General features: G+C 58.9%; 11 protein-coding genes. 1 reads left to right on the top strand and 10 read right to left on the bottom strand.

Annotated elements, in window-relative coordinates:
- Nucleotides 1–254: 254 nt before the first annotated feature.
- Genes M1E16_RS01030 through M1E16_RS01020 form a run of 3 tightly spaced genes read right to left on the bottom strand, consistent with a single transcriptional unit; the run spans nt 255 to nt 5,463 of the window.
- A complete protein-coding gene (locus M1E16_RS01030) occupies nt 255–3,302 on the bottom strand; it encodes an efflux RND transporter permease subunit (RefSeq protein ID WP_434696220.1) in 3,048 nt (1,015 codons plus the stop codon).
- Nucleotides 3,299–4,363: an efflux RND transporter periplasmic adaptor subunit gene (locus M1E16_RS01025; protein WP_458128993.1), complete on the bottom strand. Its 1,065-nt coding sequence runs from the start codon at nt 4,361–4,363 to the stop codon at nt 3,299–3,301. The genes M1E16_RS01030 and M1E16_RS01025 overlap by 4 nt, the downstream gene beginning before the upstream one ends.
- Nucleotides 4,360–5,463, bottom strand: a complete 1,104-nt coding sequence (locus tag M1E16_RS01020; protein ID WP_458128992.1) for an efflux RND transporter periplasmic adaptor subunit — start codon at nt 5,461–5,463, stop codon at nt 4,360–4,362. The genes M1E16_RS01025 and M1E16_RS01020 overlap by 4 nt, the downstream gene beginning before the upstream one ends.
- A 125-nt stretch (nt 5,464–5,588) precedes the next feature.
- Here M1E16_RS01020 and M1E16_RS01015 point away from each other — a divergent pair, with 125 nt between their 5' ends.
- The gene (locus tag M1E16_RS01015; protein ID WP_458128991.1) at nt 5,589–6,749 is read left to right on the top strand and encodes an AAA family ATPase; all 1,161 of its coding nucleotides are present in this window, start codon (nt 5,589–5,591) and stop codon (nt 6,747–6,749) included.
- A 144-nt stretch (nt 6,750–6,893) separates the two neighbouring features.
- On the opposite strand, the gene M1E16_RS01010 is transcribed toward M1E16_RS01015, so the two are convergent.
- The 7 genes from M1E16_RS01010 to M1E16_RS00980 form a co-directional block, all read right to left on the bottom strand.
- Nucleotides 6,894–7,775 (bottom strand): transporter substrate-binding domain-containing protein, encoded by an 882-nt coding sequence (locus M1E16_RS01010; RefSeq protein ID WP_434654204.1) that lies wholly within the window; start codon nt 7,773–7,775, stop codon nt 6,894–6,896.
- Nucleotides 7,772–8,554 (bottom strand): amino acid ABC transporter ATP-binding protein, encoded by a 783-nt coding sequence (locus M1E16_RS01005; protein ID WP_458128990.1) that lies wholly within the window; start codon nt 8,552–8,554, stop codon nt 7,772–7,774. Before M1E16_RS01005 ends, M1E16_RS01010 begins: the two co-directional genes overlap by 4 nt.
- Nucleotides 8,551–9,210, bottom strand: coding sequence for an amino acid ABC transporter permease (locus tag M1E16_RS01000; RefSeq protein WP_458128989.1), 660 nt, complete (start codon nt 9,208–9,210; stop codon nt 8,551–8,553). The genes M1E16_RS01005 and M1E16_RS01000 overlap by 4 nt, the downstream gene beginning before the upstream one ends.
- A complete protein-coding gene (locus M1E16_RS00995) occupies nt 9,191–9,856 on the bottom strand; it encodes an amino acid ABC transporter permease (protein ID WP_434626602.1) in 666 nt (221 codons plus the stop codon). Before M1E16_RS00995 ends, M1E16_RS01000 begins: the two co-directional genes overlap by 20 nt.
- A 397-nt stretch (nt 9,857–10,253) precedes the next feature.
- Complete coding sequence (locus M1E16_RS00990) at nt 10,254–11,036, bottom strand: MetQ/NlpA family ABC transporter substrate-binding protein (protein WP_434602478.1); 783 nt, start codon at nt 11,034–11,036, stop codon at nt 10,254–10,256.
- A 173-nt stretch (nt 11,037–11,209) separates the two neighbouring features.
- A complete protein-coding gene (locus M1E16_RS00985) occupies nt 11,210–15,682 on the bottom strand; it encodes an RHS repeat domain-containing protein (protein ID WP_458128988.1) in 4,473 nt (1,490 codons plus the stop codon).
- A 283-nt stretch (nt 15,683–15,965) separates the two neighbouring features.
- The gene (locus M1E16_RS00980; RefSeq protein ID WP_458128987.1) at nt 15,966–16,988 is read right to left on the bottom strand and encodes a hypothetical protein; all 1,023 of its coding nucleotides are present in this window, start codon (nt 16,986–16,988) and stop codon (nt 15,966–15,968) included.
- Nucleotides 16,989–17,160 lie beyond the last annotated feature (172 nt).

Below are 17,160 nucleotides of genomic sequence, written 5' to 3'. Positions count from 1 at the left end.
CCCACACTGATCTTCACTGGACATCAAATCCATGTCAGTCCTGGAATCCCTGTGGGAGCGAGCCTGCTCGCGAAAGCGGTGAGTCAGCTTGCATTGATGTTGGATATGCCGCAGCCATCGCGAGCAGGCTCGCTCCCACACTGGTCTCCCAATAGACATCAAATTCGTGTCAGTCCCAAATCCCCTGTGGGAGCGAGCCTGCTCGCGAAAGCGGTGGGTCAGCTTGCATTGATGTTGGATATGCCGCAGCCGTGTCACTCGCGCTTGGGCTCGCGGATCTTGTACCAGGCCACATACAGCGCTGGCAGGAACAGCAGCGTCAGCAGCGTGGCGACAATGATCCCGCCGATCATCGCGTAGGCCATCGGGCCCCAGAACACTTCCCGGGCGATCGGAATCATCCCCAGGCTCGCCGCCGCCGCCGTCAACAGGATCGGCCGGCGCCGGTGCTCGGTCGCTTCCACCACCGCATCCCAGGGTTCATAGCCGTCACGTTCGTATTCGTCGATCTGGGTCACCAGGATCACCGAGTTGCGGATGATAATGCCGATCAGCGCAAGGATCCCGAGGATCGCCACAAAGCCCATGGGCGTACCCGTCGGCACCAGCGCCAGGACCACGCCGATCAAGCCCAGGGGCGCGACACTGGCCACCAGAAACAATTTCTGCACGCTGTGCAACTGGATCATCAGGAACGTTGCCATCAGGAACAACATCAGCGGCACCACGCTGGCGATCGGCCCCTGGGCCTTGCTGCTTTCCTCCACCGTGCCGCCGGTGGCGACCTTGTAGCCTACCGGCAATTTGGCGGCGAACCTGTCGATGTCCGGTTGCAGCTGCCGCACCAGGTCCGTCGGCTGGATTTCATCGCGCACGGCAGCCTTGATGGTGATGGTCGGCTTGCGGTCGCGACGCCATACCAGCGGTTGTTCCAGTTCGTAGCGCACCGTGGCAAAGGCCAGCAGCGGAATCGAGGTTCCGCCCGGTGTGACGATCTGCAGGTTCTGCAAGGTTTCCGGCGAACCGCGCTCGGCGTCTTCGGCGCGACCCACCACGTCGATCAGGTAGATATCGTCGTTGACCTGAGTCACCGGCGAGCCGCTGACAATGCTGTTCATCAGCCGGGCCACGTCATCCGAAGACAATCCCAGTTGCCGCGCCTTATCCTGGGCGATGTCGATGCGCAGTACTTTGCCCGGCTCGTTCCAGTCGTAGATGATCTCGCCAATGTGCGAGTTCTTGTCCAGTTCGGTGGCAAGCTCGATGGCATGCTTGCGCACCTGGTCGATGTCCTTGCCGCTGACCCGGTACTGGATCGGCCGACCGACCGGCGGGCCCATTTCCAGCGCCTGCACGTAGCTGCCGATGCCGACGAAATCTTCACGCAGGCGCTTTTGCAGGCGTTCGCTGAGAGCCGCACGCGACTCCAGATCCTTGCTGACAATCACCAGTTGCGCGTAGTACGGGTTCTGCAGTTGCTGGTCCAGCGGCAGGTAGAAGCGAATGGCGCCTTCGCCGATGTAAGTGCTCCAGCGCGCGATGTCCGGGTCGCCTTTGAGGGTGGCCTCCAGGCGATCAACCGCCTTGCGCGTCTCGTCCATCGAGGCGTTCTGCGGCAGGTTGAGGTCCACCAGGATCTCCGGGCGGTCCGAGGACGGGAAGAACTGGTTCTGTACGAAGCGCATGCAGAATACCGCCAGTGCGAACAGCAGCACGGTGATGCCGATTGCCCACCAGCGATTGCGCATCGCCCACAGCAGGCCACCGTTGAAGGCCCGTCCGACCCGTCCCGGCTCGTTGCTGTGGGGCTTTACGTTGGGACTGAGAATGTGCACGCCGATCACCGGGGCGAACAGCACCGCGACGATCCAGGACACCAGCATCGCCACGGCAATCACCGCGAACAGGGTGAAGGTGTATTCGCCAGCCGAACTGGCGTTCAGGCCGATGGGCACGAAGCCGGCCACGGTCACCAGGGTCCCGGTGAGCATCGGAAAGGCGGTCGAGGTATAGGCAAACGTCGCGGCCTGATCCTTGGAATCGCCTTTTTCCAGGCGCGTGACCATCATCTCCACGGTGATCATGGCATCGTCCACCAGTAGACCAAGGGCGATGATCAATGCACCGAGGGAAATCCGCTGCATGGTGATGCCGCTGTATTCCATGAACACGAACACCATCGCCAGCACCAGCGGGATCGAGCAGGCCACCACCAGCCCGGCGCGGATGCCGAGGCTGATGAAACTGACCACCAGAACGATGATCACCGCCTCGAACAAGGCGCTGGTGAAGCCGCCAACGGCTTCCTCCACCACTTCGGCCTGGTCCGACACCGTATGCACACCGACCCCCACCGGCAGGTCCGCGGTCAGTTCATCCATGCGCGCGTGCAGCGCCTTGCCGAACTCCTGAATGTTGCCGCCCTTCTTCATGGCAATGGCAAGACCGATCGCCGGCGTGCCGTTGAAGCGGAACATCGGCGTGGCGGGGTCGACATAACCACGTCGGATGTCGGCGATATCGGCGAGGCGATAGAAACGATCGTTGAGTCGCAGGTTGACGTTGGCCAGGTCCTTTTCCGATTGGAACTGGCCGGACGTGCGCACGGAGATCCGCTCCGGCCCGGCGTCGATCACCCCTGCCGGGGTCACGGCGTTCTGCGACTGCAGGCTCTGCACCACCTGGCGCTGGTCGATGCCCAGTGCGGCGAGTTTGCGCGTGGAAAAATTCAGGTACAGCACTTCGTCCTGCTCGCCGACCATTTCCACCTTGCCCAGGCCGGGCACGTCGCGGATCTCGGCGCGCACCTGTTCGACATAATCGCGCAACTGACGCATCGACAGGCCGTCGCCGGTGAAGGCGTACACGGAGCCGTAGACATCGCCGAACTCGTCGTTGAACCCCGGCCCCTGCAGGCCCTGGGGAAATTCGCCGCGGATGTCGTCGATCTTCTTGCGCACCTGGTACCAGATCTGCGGGATTTCCTCCGCACCGGTGGTATCGCGCAGATACACGAACACCGTCGACTCCCCCGGCCGGGTGTAACTCTTCACATAATCGAGGGAATCAAGCTCTTCAAGTTTTTTCTCGATGCGGTCGGTGACCTGGTCGAGGGTTTCTTCCTGGGTCGCGCCGGGCCAGCGGGTCTGGATGACCATGGTCTTGATGGTGAACGACGGGTCTTCTTCGCGGCCCAGGTTCATGTACGAGAACACGCCCATCAGCAATGCGACGAACATCAGGTACCACACGAAAGACTGATGCCGCAGGGCCCATTCGGATAAATTGAAAGGCCCTTTCATCGTGCGTCCTCGTCGAGTTTCACTTTTTGCCCCGGCTGGAGACTGTTCACCCCGGCGCTGACCACGCGGTCGCCAGGCTTGATGCCGTTGGCGACCAGGACCGATCCGGCCGATCGCTCGATAATCTGTACTTCTCGTGGCGAGACTGTCTGGCTCTGCGGGTCGATCAGCCAGATTCGCGCCTTGCCGTCGACTTCCTGCAACGCGCTGAGCGGCAGCTCGATGCGCGGTTCGATGGCCGAGCTCAGGGTCACGCCGATGGCGGTGCCCAGGCGAAAGCCCGGCGGGGTATCGGTCAGGGTCAGGCGCGCGCGGCGGGTACGGGTGGCGCTTTGCGCCTGAGGCTCGATCTCGCGCACGATGGCCGTGGTGTGGGTCGCCGGATCGAGTTGCGCGGCGACCTTGAACACCACATCCTCGGGCAGGCGCTCGGCCAGCCCGGCGGGCAAGTCGATCACCGCTTCCTTGACGTCCGGGCGGGCCAGCGTCACTACTTGCTGGCCGGCGGTCACCACCTGCCCCGCCTCGGCCGTCCAGGCGGTGACGACCGCGTCATGGTCGGTACGCAGTTCGCTATAGTTGAGCTGGTCGCGGGCCTGTTCCACCGTGGCCTTGGCCTGTTCCAGGGAGGCAGCGGTGGTCTTCAGGTCCGTCTGGGCGATGTCCAGTTGTGCCTGGGCACCGACGCCACGGTCGAACAATTGCTGCTGGCGACGGGCGTTGGCCTGGGCATTGATGTACTGCGCCTCGATCCGCGCCAGGTCGCCCTGGGCGGCGCGCAACTGGTTCTGCTGGTCGGTGGGGTCGAGGGTTGCGAGCAGGTCGCCCTTCTTCACTTCCGCGCCGACATCGACGTTGCGACTGGCGATGCGCCCCGGCACACGAAAACCCACGTTGGTTTCGTAGCGCGCCTGGATATTCCCGGCGAAGCGTCCCAGAGCCTGCTGGTCCAAGGCCCGGACCTCAATGGACAACACCGGCCGCACCGGCTCCGGCGGTGCTTCTTCTTTCGAGCAGGCGGCCAGCAACAGGCCGGCCGCGACCATCCACAGGCGCTTCATGGCTGGGCTCCTGGCGGGTTTTTCTCATAGCTGTTTTCAGCGATCTCGACGCGCATGCCCGGATGAAGCAACTGCCCGCCGGCAATGATGACTTTTTCGCCGCCCTTGAGCCCGTCGCTGACGATGACCTTGCCGGTCAGGTAGCGGCTGACGGTGACGTTGTGCAATTGCGCCTTGCCTTCGCCGTCCACCAGCCACACGGCCGGATCACTGAGATTCTTGGTCAGTGCCGACCAGGGCAGCTCCACGGCGGTTTTTCCTGCGGATTTGGCGGTGGCGCTGACCACCGAACCCAGGCGCATGCCTTCGGGCAAGTCGTTGAGCGTGACCTTGACCTGCACGGTGCCGGTCTCGGCGGACACCGCCGGCGTAATCTCGCGCACCGTACCGGTGGTCTTGATGGCAGGGTTGTCGAGCAGGCTGATGACGATGTCCGGCGCCGATGGCGGTTCGCTCAGCAGCGACTCGTAGATGTTGAACACCGCGTCGCGCTCACCGTCCCGGGCCAGGCTGAAGATCGGCTCCGTGGCCTGGACCACCTGGCCCACTTCGGCCTGGCGCGCCGTGATGATGCCCGGCGCCTCGGCGATCAGTGCGGTGTAGCTCAGCTGTTCGCGGGCATTGGCCAGTTGTGCCTGGGCCGCCGTCAGCGCGCTCTGGCTGCTGCGCAGTTGCGCCTGGGCCGCGTCGTATTCGCTCTGGCTGGTATAGCCCTTGGGCAAGAGCTTCTGCTGGCGCACAAATGCCGCCGCACTCTGCTTGACCCGCGCCTGTTCGGCGGCCACCTGGGCCTCGGCGGAGTCGACGTTGGTCTGCAGGTCCCGCGGATCGAGCCGGGCCAGCACTTGCCGGGCCGAGACCCGGTCGCCGACGTCGACTTTGCGCTCGATGATCTTGCCGCCGACACGAAACGACAGGTCAGCTTGCACGCGAGCCTGGACATCGCCGGTAAGCGTCACCGAGGCGGCGTATTCGGAAGGTATGGCCTGCTGCACGAAAACCCGTGGCAAGGCTTTTTCCTCGGGCTTCTTGTCACCGCACCCCGCCAACACCGCACACACGCCCAAGCCAACAATCAATTTGATTCCAGGACCAGCCATGCAGACTCCTTTGCGTTGTACGGACGTACCAGTGACGATACGACTGTGAGCTTAGAACAGGGTTCACCGAATGCACAGGAATCGGGCAGACTCGTCTGTGACATCCATGTACGAAGGGAATTCGCATGCTCACGACCCTGGCGGTGGCCAACTACCGGTCCATCAACAAACTGGTCATCCCGCTGGGCAGACTGAACCTGATCACCGGGCCCAACGGCAGTGGCAAATCGAATCTGTATCGCGCCCTGCGCCTGCTGGCGGAGACGGCGCAGGGTGGCGTGGTCAATGCCCTGGCCCGTGAAGGTGGGCTGGGCTCGACCTTCTGGGCCGGCCCGGAAGAAATAAGCCGTCGCATGCGTAACGGCGAGGTACCTGTGCAGGGCATCGTGCGTCAGGGCAGCATGCGCCTGCGCCTCGGATTTGCCGGGGAAAATTTCAGCTATTCGATCGCCCTGGGCCTGCCGGAACCCAGTCGTTCGGCGTTTTCACTGGACCCTGAAATCAAGCGCGAATGCATCTGGGCCGGACCGGTGTACAGGCCTGCCAGCTTGCTGGTGGACCGCAACGGGCCGATGATCCGCGCCCGTGAAAGCCGTTCGTGGGACGTATTGGCCCAACACACCCCGACCTTCGATAGCCTGTTCGATCAGGTCGGCAGCCTGCGCGCTTCGCCGGAGGTCTTGCAGATGCGCGAGTTCATCCGTCGCTGGCGCTTCTACGACCACTTTCGCAGCGATGCCGACGCCCCGGTGCGCCAGCCGCAACTGGGCACTCGCACCCCGGTGTTGCACCACGACGGACGCGACCTGGCTGCAGCGCTGCAAACGATTCTGGAGATAGGCGACTTCGAAGCCCTGCACGCCGCCATTGGCGATGCGTTTCCTGGCGCTCAACTGCACATCGACAAACTGCAGGGCGGGCGTTTCGCCATCGCCTTCCAGCAACACGGCCTGCTGCGACCGTTGTCGGCCGCCGAGCTGTCCGATGGAACCCTGCGCTACCTGCTGCTGGTAGCCGCCCTGCTCACGCCGCGCCCGCCCTCGCTGATGGTGCTCAACGAACCGGAAACCAGCCTGCACCCGGATCTGTTGCCGGCCTTGGCACGCTTGATCACCCGCGCTTCGGCCAATTGCCAGGTCTGGGTCGTGTCCCATGCCACACGCCTGATCGCCGCGCTGGAGCAGGATGAAAACTGCAATTGCATCGTGCTGGAAAAAGACTTGGGACAGACCGCAATCGTCGGACAGCGGATGCTGGATGAGCCGGCGTGGCATTGGCCTGAATAAGTAGTGACTGACAAACCGCTTTCGCGAGCGGGCTCGCTCCCACAGGATTTCCATATGGCCACAGAACTGTGTTCACTGAAGATCCATTGTGGGAGCGAGCTTGCTCGCGATGGCGATCGGAAGATTTACCCAAAAATCAGCGGCTCACCCCTGCCACTTGCCACCCTCGACAATCACGCTTTCAGGTTTGGTGTCATCGCTCAGTTCCTTGCGCACGTACTGGTCGTACAGCTTGAGCAAATATTTCTCTTCACCCAGCTTCGCCAGTTCCGCATTGACCCAGTCGCGCAGCTCGATATTGCCCTTCTTCACCGCCGGGGCAATCGGCGCTTCGGCACCCAGTTTCTGCTCAAGCACGCGATAGCCGGGGTTTTGCTTGGCCCAGCTGAACAGCACCAGATTGTCCTGGGCATACGCATCGCCTCGACCGTTGGCAAGTGCCTGCAAGGATTCGGAGTTTTTCTCGAACTTGAGCAGCTTCCAGTCCGGGTGATTCCTGGTCAGCCAGATATCCGCCGTGGTGCCGGTGGTGACGATGGTGGTGCGGGTCGCCAGGTCATCGAGAGTTTTCACTTCGCTGGCTTGCGGCACCAGCGCCTGCACCGCCACTTTCAGGTTCGGATTGGTGAAATCCACCGCTTCCTTGCGCTCCGGGGTCACGGTCATGTTGGCCAGGATCAGGTCAACTTTGTCACTCTGCAGGAACGGAATCCGGCTCGCCGGCTCGACTGCAACGAATTCGACCTTGTTTTCGTCGCCAAGCAAGTCCTTGGCAAATCTACGGCCGATGTCTGTATCGAAGCCGACATAACGCCCCGCCTCATCGACGAAGCCAAACGGCGGCTTATCCGTGAAGACCCCAACGATCAGCTTGTCCCGCGCCTTGATCTTTTCCAGATAGCTGGCCGGTGCGGTGCCTTGGCTGGCGGCATTGGGCTTGGGAGGCTCTTCGGTTTTGTTGCAGCCGGCGAGCAAGAGGCCAGCGAGCAGCGGCAATAGCAGCAGAGACGACTTGGCAGTTTTCATGACAGTTGCAGTTCCTTTGTTAGAGTCGATTGGGGTAGTGCGGCGACGTAGGAGAACTTCTCCAGGAACTGCTGCGCTCGTGCGGTTTGCGGGTTCGTAAAGAAAATCTCGGGAGGGTTCTGTTCAAGGATCCGCCCGGCATCCATGAACACGATGCGGTCAGCCACGGCGCGGGCGAAGGCCATTTCGTGGGTGACGATCAATAGCGTCATGCCTTCGCGGGCCAGGCCCTGGATGACTTCCAGCACTTCCTTGACCATTTCCGGGTCGAGGGCGGCGGTAACTTCGTCGAACAGCATGACTTCAGGGTTCATGCACAGCGAGCGAACGATGGCGATGCGTTGTTGCTGACCGCCGGAGAGCTGGCGTGGGAAAGCATCGCGTTTGTCCAACAGGCCTACACGGGCCAACAAGGCTTCGGCCTGGGCGCGCGCTTCACCGCGGTCACGCTTTTGCACTTTGACAGGGCCGAGCAGCAGGTTATCGAGCACGCTCATGTGCGGGAACAGATGGTAGCTCTGGAACACCATGCCGATCCGTTGCCGTATCTCGCGCCAATCGGTGCCCTTGTCCAGCAACTCACGACCGGACAATTCAAGGCTGCCGCTGTGGGCCACTTCCAGCCCGTTGAGACACCGCAACAGGGTACTTTTGCCGCAACCGCTGGGGCCGAGGATGACGATCACTTCCCCGGCCTGCACTTGCAGGCCGATGCCGTCCAGTACCTGCTGTTCGCCGAAAAACTTGTTGAACCCCTTGAACTCGATCAATGCGCTCATGCTTGCGTCCAGCGCCGCTCCAGCACGCGGGAGGCGGCCGAGAGCGGGTAGCAGATGAAAAAGAAAAACAGGAACAATGCGCCGTAGATCAGCACCGATTCGTAGGTCCGCTCGATGATCTGCTGGCCGACCTTGATCACGTCCACCACGCCGATCAGCACCGCCAGGGAACTGGTCTTGATGATGCGCGTGTAGACGTTGATGGTCGGCGGCGTCATGCGCCTCAGGGCTTGCGGCAACAGCACATGGCCGTAGAGTTGCGCGCCGTTCAGGCCAATCGACAATCCCGCCTCACGCTGGCCGCGCGGCAATGAATGCAGCGCGCCGCGCACGACTTCGCCGACCTCGCTGGAACCCCACAGCGACAACACCAGGACCGCGCACCAGAAGCTCGGAATACTCAGGCCGAAAAAAATCGGCAGCCCGAAAAACAGCAGGTACAACCAGACCAGCACCGGGATCGCCCGGAACAGCTCCAGGTAGATCCGCAGAACAGCGTCCAGCCACTTCACGCCCAGCGTACGCAACACGCCGTAAAGCAAGCCGCCGACGGTGCTGAAGGCGATGCCCAGGAAAGAAATCGACAAGGTCTGCACGGCGCCTTTGCCCAGTTGCGGCAACGACACCCACAACAACTCAAGACCCGAACTGGCCATGCTGGAGCCTCCTTTCCAGACGGCTGAGCAACAGCGACAGCGGCAAGAACAACAGCACGCAGATCAACGTCAGCACGGCGAGCATTTCGTAAGTCTTGTAGTAGAGCGCGATGTAGCTTTTGGTGGTGTAGAGAATCTCCGGCACCGCCACGGCCGAGACCACGGTGGTCTCCTTCAGCAGGAAAATGAAGTTGGCGAACAGCGACGGCAGGCTGAGAATCCCGGCCTGCGGCAGAATCACGTAGCGCAGCAATTGCCCGTGGGACAGACCAATGGAACGACCGGATTCCAATTGCGCCTGCGGCACCGCGTCCACGCCCGCACGCAGCACTTCCGTGAGGTAGGCACCGCCCAGGAACGTCATGGTGATGATCGCTGCGGCAAACCCCGAAACCTTGATACCCAGCGCCGGCAACGCGAAATAGACGAAGAACAACTGGATCAGCAGCGGCGTATTGCGCGCCAACTCCACATACAGGCCGACCAGGCGTTGCAGGTAAGGCGTGCGCGACACCAGAATCGTCGCGTTCAACAGCGCCACCAGCAGCGAGGTAACGATGGCGACAAGGCCGACCTGCAGCGTCACGCCCACGGCCTTGAGAAACGCCGGGAGGGTGCTGAGGATAAAAGCGTAATCGAAGTTCATTGAACATCCTGGACGCCGCTCGATAAGCGGCGGTAGCGCGGTCCTTGGGCAGCGGGTAGCTGCTCGGCAAGCGCTGACTTTAAAGGTATAAGAATTGAAATTTAAATACCGTTAAAGCATATGGATATCACCCGAAAAACTATCTCTTGTCGATCAGGCGGTGTGAAACCGCCTTTGATCTTGTGGCGAGGGAGCTTGCTCCCGCTGGCCTGCGAAGCAGGCCCCTCTATTCTTGAGGTAGACCGCATGCCGGTTTGCGACTGCTGCGCAGCCGAGCGGGAGCAAGCTCCCTCGCCACGGGTAAGCCGTGCCGCTACACGATATGTTGAGCACAAAAAAACGCCGACGCTGTATCAGCCGTCGGCGTTTGTAACTGCGTTAAGGTCTACCGCGCCAATCAGAACGCCGGCAGTACCGCGCCGCTGTATTTCTTCTCGATGAATGCCTTCACTTCCGGGCTGGTCAGCGCCTTGGCCAGTTTCTGGATGGCCGCGCTGTCCTTGTTGTCCGGACGGGCCACCAGGAAGTTCACGTAAGGCGAATCCGAACCCTCGATCACCAAGGCATCCTTGGCCGGGTTGAGACCTGCTTCCAGGGCGTAGTTGGTGTTGATCATGTCCAGGTCGACCTGATCCAGCACACGCGGCAGCATGGCCGATTCCAGTTCCTTGAACTTGAAGTTCTTCGGGTTCTCGGCGATGTCTTTTGGCGTTGCCAAGGCGTTTTTCGGGTCCTTGAGTTTGATCAGGCCAGCCTTCTGCAACAGGATCAGGGCACGACCGCTGTTGCTGCCTTCGTTAGGGATGGCGATGGTTGCGCCGTCTTTCAGCTCAGCCAGACTTTTTACTTTTTTCGAGTAGCCGCCAAACGGTTCGACGTGGACGCCGATCACCGTCACCAGGTTGGTGCCTTTGCCTTCGTTGAAGCTCTTGAGGTAAGGCAGGGTCTGGAAGTAGTTGGCGTCAAGGCGCTTCTGGTCAACCTGTACGTTGGGTTGTACGTAGTCGGTGAACACCTTGATTTCCAGGTCCACGCCTTCTTTGGCCAGGGCCGGCTTGATCAGCTCGAGGATTTCAGCGTGGGGTACCGGTGTGGCAGCCACGACCAGTTTTTCCGCCGCCTGGGCCAGGCCCGAGGTCAGGGCTGCCGCCAATGCGGTGAACAACAGAACCTTTTTCATGCAGTGTCCTTATCGAATATCACTGTCGTCTTGGACGACGGCCAAATGTGGGCGTGCCAGCGAAGTGCTATCGCTGGCGTGATGCGGAAGATACCGATATTTTTTATGCCTTAACAATATCTTTTATTGATGTGCTTATATCAATAATGAATTTTCGAAGCTTGGAAGAACCTTCATGCCAAGCGGATCTCCGCGGCCCTTCTGATGATGTCACCATAGACATCGACGTACCATTTGACGAATTCATCGTAGTACCATTTTTTTGCTGATTCCGCATAGCCTTCGGCCTTTTTAATGTACTTGTCTCCTTCGACCGCATAGATGACGCCCTTGGCGAAGTAATTGACATAACCGACCCTATCCTTGGCTGTCAGCAAATTTTCAAGACGGTTTTTCAGAACCACGTGGTTGCGCTGCCCACCGCCCCGGATTATCGGGCTCGACGCCTTGGCATACATGCCAATGCGTGTAACACGCATGGCATTGCTGCGGCTTAATGTCACTAGGTCACCGAGCGAATCGACAGTTTTCGCCAGGGCAACAGACGTACCTTTGCCCAGTACTTTACCTGCCAGGGAAGCGCCACCAGAGACGACGCACAAGGCAATGCTGGTGTAACTCAGGACCTGGGTGACGACGGCGTCCGGAGCCGTTTCGTCCAACACGGCCGATGCAATCGAAGCCGCACCTGACACTACCTCCAGCGTCAAGGCCACGGCGGCCGAAAACGATAGCCCCACCAAAGGCGTGGAGGCGCCTAAGGTCGCAACGGTGAGTGCAATGGACGCCAGCGTGAACGCAACGGCGAGGCCGATCTTGATCCAGCCGATAGTGGAAATATGACCCGTCGGATCGCGAAGATTGATCGGGTCCCCCAAGCAATAGGCATAGGGGTTGAGGCCGCCGCCATCGAAAGGGCTCCAGCTGTCCGGCCGATGGAATCGCATCAGCACCGGATCGTAGGCACGATAGCCGTTGCCAAGCAGGTAACAACCGGTCTGTGCATCCTGCGGCTCGCCGCCGAAACCGAACAGGCTACCCAATCCATCTGTCAGCGGGCGTTGGCCATAGGGCAGATACGCGTGCCGAGTATTGCTGCCGCCAGAAAAAGCTTGCAGGACGTTGCCACAGCCATCGGTCCTGAACAATGTCGTTTCCTGGCCTTGCACCAAGGCCAGCAACTGCTGTTCTTCACTCATGATGCTGCGGCCGTCGTCCTCCGTTACTTCGCTGCATAACCGGTCTTCCCGATAGAACCGTTGGCATGGCTTCTGGCCCACAGACTCCACGGCATGGAGCCGGTCCGAAGGATCGTATTGATAGCGCCCCGACACTGACTCCGAGCCAGCCGAGCCTACGCTTTCCAGACGGCCCAATTCATCGTAGAAGAAACTGCGTCCTTGCGAATCGTTGAGCAGGTTGCCATCGGCGTCGTAGCGGAAGGTGGCATGGGCAGACGCGTAGTCCGGATGACTGTGGCTAACAGCGCTCAGTTGTGTCTTGTCTGGCAGGTCGTATCGATAATTCGCGATGTTCTCGCCGCCGGCGAAACGTGTGACGACCTGACGAATGTTATCCAGATAATCATAGATGAAATCCTGCGAAGTGATGTTTTTACCCTGGACGTCCACTGGCGCCTGTTCGCCTTCACAGGTGTAATGCTTCAACCGCCCTCGAGGATCGTAGATGAAGGATTCGGAGCGTACCGTCACACCTCCAACCTTTAGCACGCGCTGGCTCAGTTTATCGCCAGGCCCGAAGGACTGGGCCAATTCCTGAACATCATTGCCCTGGGCCAGTGAGCGGCGAAGAATCTCGCGTCCGAACTCGTCATACGCTAGATCGGTGACGACTGAAACGCCCGAGCGAACGTCGGTTAGGGTTTGAGAAGAAAGCAGACCACGAGCATCGTAGATGTAGGCGACTATCACCCCGCCCTGGGTAATACCCGACAAGCGCCCCGTCTCGTCGTAGCGACAGGTGCGGACCGTCCCATTGACGTCTGTATGGCTGATCGGCTTACCCATCAACGAATAAGTCTCGGAGCTTTCGTATCGATTGGATGAGGTCATCCATATCTCATGCCTGATTCGGCCTGAAGCAAAATATTCTAGGCGTCGTTGCACCGTGGAGTTGGCAGATTCCTGCAGCAAACCGGTATGCGGGTCGTACCGGTGTTTTGTGAAAACCTGCGCCTGGCTGCCGTTGCGTTCGGTGACACAATCATCCAGCAATGGATTCAGAGTGAAGTTCAGGACTTTGCCGCCCGCGGTGATCTTCTGCGAAGGATTGCGGCTGGAACCCTCATAGATCATCCGCTCGACTCGCTCACCGGTACGGGTGCAAACGATGCGCATCAGCCCATCGAAGTCGCGACTGCCCACTACATAGCCGTTCACGCTGATTTCTATCGGAAAATCACCTTGGCTTTGCGCCGCGTATTTTTTCTTGACCTGAGTACCGTCCGGCAACGTCGTGCTCAGCAACCGGCCGGCAAGATCATAGCTATAGAGAGTTACGCCAGCATCGGAAGCCGTCTGCTTCACGCATCGTCCCAGGCCGTCATAATTATAGGAAGTGACCTCCAACACCACGCCGGTCATGTCCATCCGCTCCACCCGCGACGGCTTGCCGAAAACATTGCTGAACGTACGCGTCTTGCCGCCTCCCTCCGTCCACTGCGTATGCGTAATGGCTATCGGGTCGATCTCGTCATGCACGACAGCCTGACCGCTTCGGCCGATGCGGCTCTGCTGTCCCCATGCGTCGTACTCATAGACGCTCCTGAGCGCTTTCGCCGCCCCCGCGAACCAGTCCACGTGCTCATCGGTCCTCAGGCGACCGAGACTGTCATATTCGGCTCGATAAATCAGGCGCATGGGAGCGCCGGGTGCGTCGACGTCTTGCTTGTGAACGCTTATTTTTCGGCCGAGCCCATCGGCGCGGGTTGTTGTAAGGGCGCCCCGCGAATCCTGCGCCACTGTTGTAATAAACGGATCTGCGGCCGAATAGGGTCGATAGGTGTATTGGCGGGATGCAGAACTGTCGGTACCCGGCATAACCGTTTCGCGAGTCAACTGCCCCAGCGAATCGTATTCCATGGTAATGCTGTTGGCGCCAGCGTCTTCAGACTTGACCAACCAGCCGGACTCATCATGCCAGCTCTGCCGCAAATGACTGAGTCCTCCGGCGCTAAAGACCTGATTCGTGCATACATTTGCGCTCTCGCGCACGTACCGATAGAGGTATACCGCTGGCACGCCGCCGACCGTTTCAACTTTCCTTTTCAGCCGTCCATGGAACAGGTCGTGAATGTCGCTGATGTACTCCAGGCGGCAGTCGACCTGCGGTTCGCTCACGCCCTCCTCATGCAGCGTTTCGCTGGCAAGCTGAACGCAACGGGCACCGTCGGTACGTAATGAAGGCAGCTCAACATAGGTATAACGGACCACGACTGTCGGTGCGGCGACGAAACCGGGGGAAGCAATAACGCGCTTCTGCTTGAGAAAGCAAGGCACACCCAAAGGACTGGCGGGACAATCGACGTTTCCCTGCATTGGGAAAAACTCGTAAACCTCGCGGGCGCCGCTCGGGTCGGTTTTTTCCAGCAGGTTTCCATGTCCATCGTAGACAGTGCGGGTTACTTCCTCGCGAATTTTGTCCTGCCGGCCATCTCCAATGTCCCGACGGTCAAACCAGCTATCGCTCACGGCACGAGGCATCTGAAACTGGGCGGGTTGGTCCCGGAACGGCTTATTGGGCACCTCATGATATTCAATCCTGCGCAAGTGCACTTTGCTGGCGCTGTTCGTTTCTTGCGAAACCATGGAATGGAATCGGTTATAGGTGCGCGTCACTCGCGAAGCCTCGCGTCGCTCTCCGTTGACGAGCGCCATGTGGATCTCGGTGCAGGAGTATTCGTAAGCCCAGTTCAGGCGAAAAAGTACGTCCTCATCTTCCGTCCAGGACACACGGGAATTAAAACCCAGAAAATTTTGCGCCGAATATTCGTAGCGGGTGACGAGTGCCAGCTGCCCACCTCCAGGCGACAGGGTTGACTGGATGACAGCAGGTACCGAAGGCACCGGCGCCCCCGTTGGCAAACGATGGGCGTCGGGCTTGTACACCAGGACTTCGCGCAATCCGCTGGGCTGTAGAACCTCGGCCATCACTGAAAGGCCGCTGATCCGCTTATATTCAAAAGACCACGTCAAAACCTTGTTTTCGGCCGTGACCAAGCTAATGTGTTTCAGCAATTCATTATGGCGGAGCAGCGAGTATTGAAGCCTTTTAGAAGGGATATCAGGCCACAGAATGATCGCCGGTGATTGCCGCCCGTCAACGGCGTAATCAATGCTCAAGAGGCGATGATGCTGGTCACGGACCTCCGTCAATTGCCGCCGTCCCGATATGACGCGATACGAATAGGCAGTCTCACGACCTTGAGGAGTGAAAAGGCTGGTCAGCAACCATTCTCCGGACGTCTCATTGGGTCGGGAAAGAACCTCGGTCGTTCCATCAATGTGGTCAATGTAAAGATCGTTACCTCGCATCTGGGCTTTAAGATTATCCAGCTTCTTGTCTTCAAAAATGGCCTGGCCGTTGAGAATTCGCAGCCGGTAGGTAACACCGTTTGAAAGCGTCAACTTACGTCGATGCTGATCGTAGCAACATACTCGCAGGGCCCAGCCGGCTCCCAGGCCCTAATGTCGACGGTTGAAGGAGTCGTAGGCAAAAACAAGCGGAACCTTAGCCCCGTCAGGCGCGTCGACAGAAGTCGTATTCAATGCAAGGCTGCAACTAAAACTTCCCGTGCGCGGATCAACCCCCGAACGTATGAAGCTGTCAAACTTGAAGGCAGCCGAATCCAGCGATTGCTCGGATTTTGTTTCCATATTGATCACTCATCCTTGAGGAAATTTTGGCGGGTCAAGCCAAGGTTATGGCAACAGGATTTTCGGACAGCCGAACCTTTATTGAATGTGGATTGCCGTATATATCACGCGCGCTCAACTCCACAACCGCTATGTGCTCGCGCACCGTCACGTCTCCGCCTTTTCTTGCAAACACGAGAACCAAGGCAAGTTTCTCCTTATCCCATACAGCGTTATCGGGCATCTGCCATAACGATAACGAATTCGTGATATTCCGCCCGGAAAAATAGCCAACGGCGTAATAACCTGCATACCGATCACTCTCGGCACCTATTTGTAACTGGTTGGCCATCCGACATTCGGCAACGAATTTTACCTGTCGCGGCCCCTCCATCAACTTTAGTTCGTAAGCCTGGATTTCGGTAAAGTCTCGAAGCTCGCCGTAATATCTCTTCTCCTCTGAAACCAGAGAATATTGGGAGCTGCCATACAGGGGAACATCAACTGGCGTCAACTGCACAGAGCCGAAGTCAGTGGCTTTGTCCGCATAAAAATATTTGCCATCACTACGAGTAATACGAGGCCTGATCACGATGGGTTCATTGGCTGTCGTGGTAACGTAAAACTCCTTAACGGATACAAATTCCCCAGGGTCTACAGAGCCCTTGATGGCGGTATTGGAAGGAAACGACCGGTAAGTGCGATTATGGTGCCGGGTATACTTCCAGATCCCAGGCTCTTGATGCGAGGTATAGACAGTCTCAGTCAGCGGTTCATTTGTGCTCCTGTCGGTCAATACAATGGAGTCCAGCTCTGCCTGGGACAGGCCTACGGCAGACCCGCGCTCATCATCAGCCTTGACGACAACAAACAACTTCAACTGCTGGAAACCATTCATGTACAAGTGCTCTCCACCGTTGGCAGAGAATATTTCAAATCTGGACAAGTCGGACCAACAAAGTTGATCGTCAATTATGGAGGGAGAAGGGGCATCACCACTTTCTAGAAGATTGTCATGTTCGTATAAATGTTCAGAGTGCTCACCATTTTCCATGGGCGCATCATTATCGAAGTCCATTTCGAGATCCTTACTATAGTTACAGGTTACGATTAGCCTCCCTAATCAGGATGGCCATTTTTTCCGCGCCCATTAGTCTATAATTTTCGATCCTTATCAAGCGCCAGACACTAACAAACCATGTCCGGCTATTGCATCAATCTACGTGATAGAGCACAAACACATCGCACCC

The organism is Pseudomonas sp. Z2-11 (genome assembly GCF_054161305.1).
Note: the sequence above shows the minus strand (reverse complement) of the source record. Positions and strands in the feature narration are given on the sequence as shown.

Excerpts from the sequence above, each read along its gene's own strand:
- M1E16_RS01015 (WP_458128991.1), top strand. The coding sequence starts at position 5,589 with ATGCTCACGACCCTGGCGGTGGCCAACTACCGGTCCATCAACAAACTG.
- M1E16_RS01005 (WP_458128990.1), bottom strand. The coding sequence starts at position 8,554 with ATGAGCGCATTGATCGAGTTCAAGGGGTTCAACAAGTTTTTCGGCGAA.
- M1E16_RS01025 (WP_458128993.1), bottom strand. The coding sequence starts at position 4,363 with ATGAAGCGCCTGTGGATGGTCGCGGCCGGCCTGTTGCTGGCCGCCTGC.
- M1E16_RS00990 (WP_434602478.1), bottom strand. The coding sequence starts at position 11,036 with ATGAAAAAGGTTCTGTTGTTCACCGCATTGGCGGCAGCCCTGACCTCG.
- M1E16_RS01030 (WP_434696220.1), bottom strand. The coding sequence starts at position 3,302 with ATGAAAGGGCCTTTCAATTTATCCGAATGGGCCCTGCGGCATCAGTCT.
- M1E16_RS01020 (WP_458128992.1), bottom strand. The coding sequence starts at position 5,463 with ATGGCTGGTCCTGGAATCAAATTGATTGTTGGCTTGGGCGTGTGTGCG.
- M1E16_RS01000 (WP_458128989.1), bottom strand. The coding sequence starts at position 9,210 with ATGGCCAGTTCGGGTCTTGAGTTGTTGTGGGTGTCGTTGCCGCAACTG.
- M1E16_RS00980 (WP_458128987.1), bottom strand. The coding sequence starts at position 16,988 with ATGGACTTCGATAATGATGCGCCCATGGAAAATGGTGAGCACTCTGAA.
- M1E16_RS00995 (WP_434626602.1), bottom strand. The coding sequence starts at position 9,856 with ATGAACTTCGATTACGCTTTTATCCTCAGCACCCTCCCGGCGTTTCTC.
- M1E16_RS01010 (WP_434654204.1), bottom strand. The coding sequence starts at position 7,775 with ATGAAAACTGCCAAGTCGTCTCTGCTGCTATTGCCGCTGCTCGCTGGC.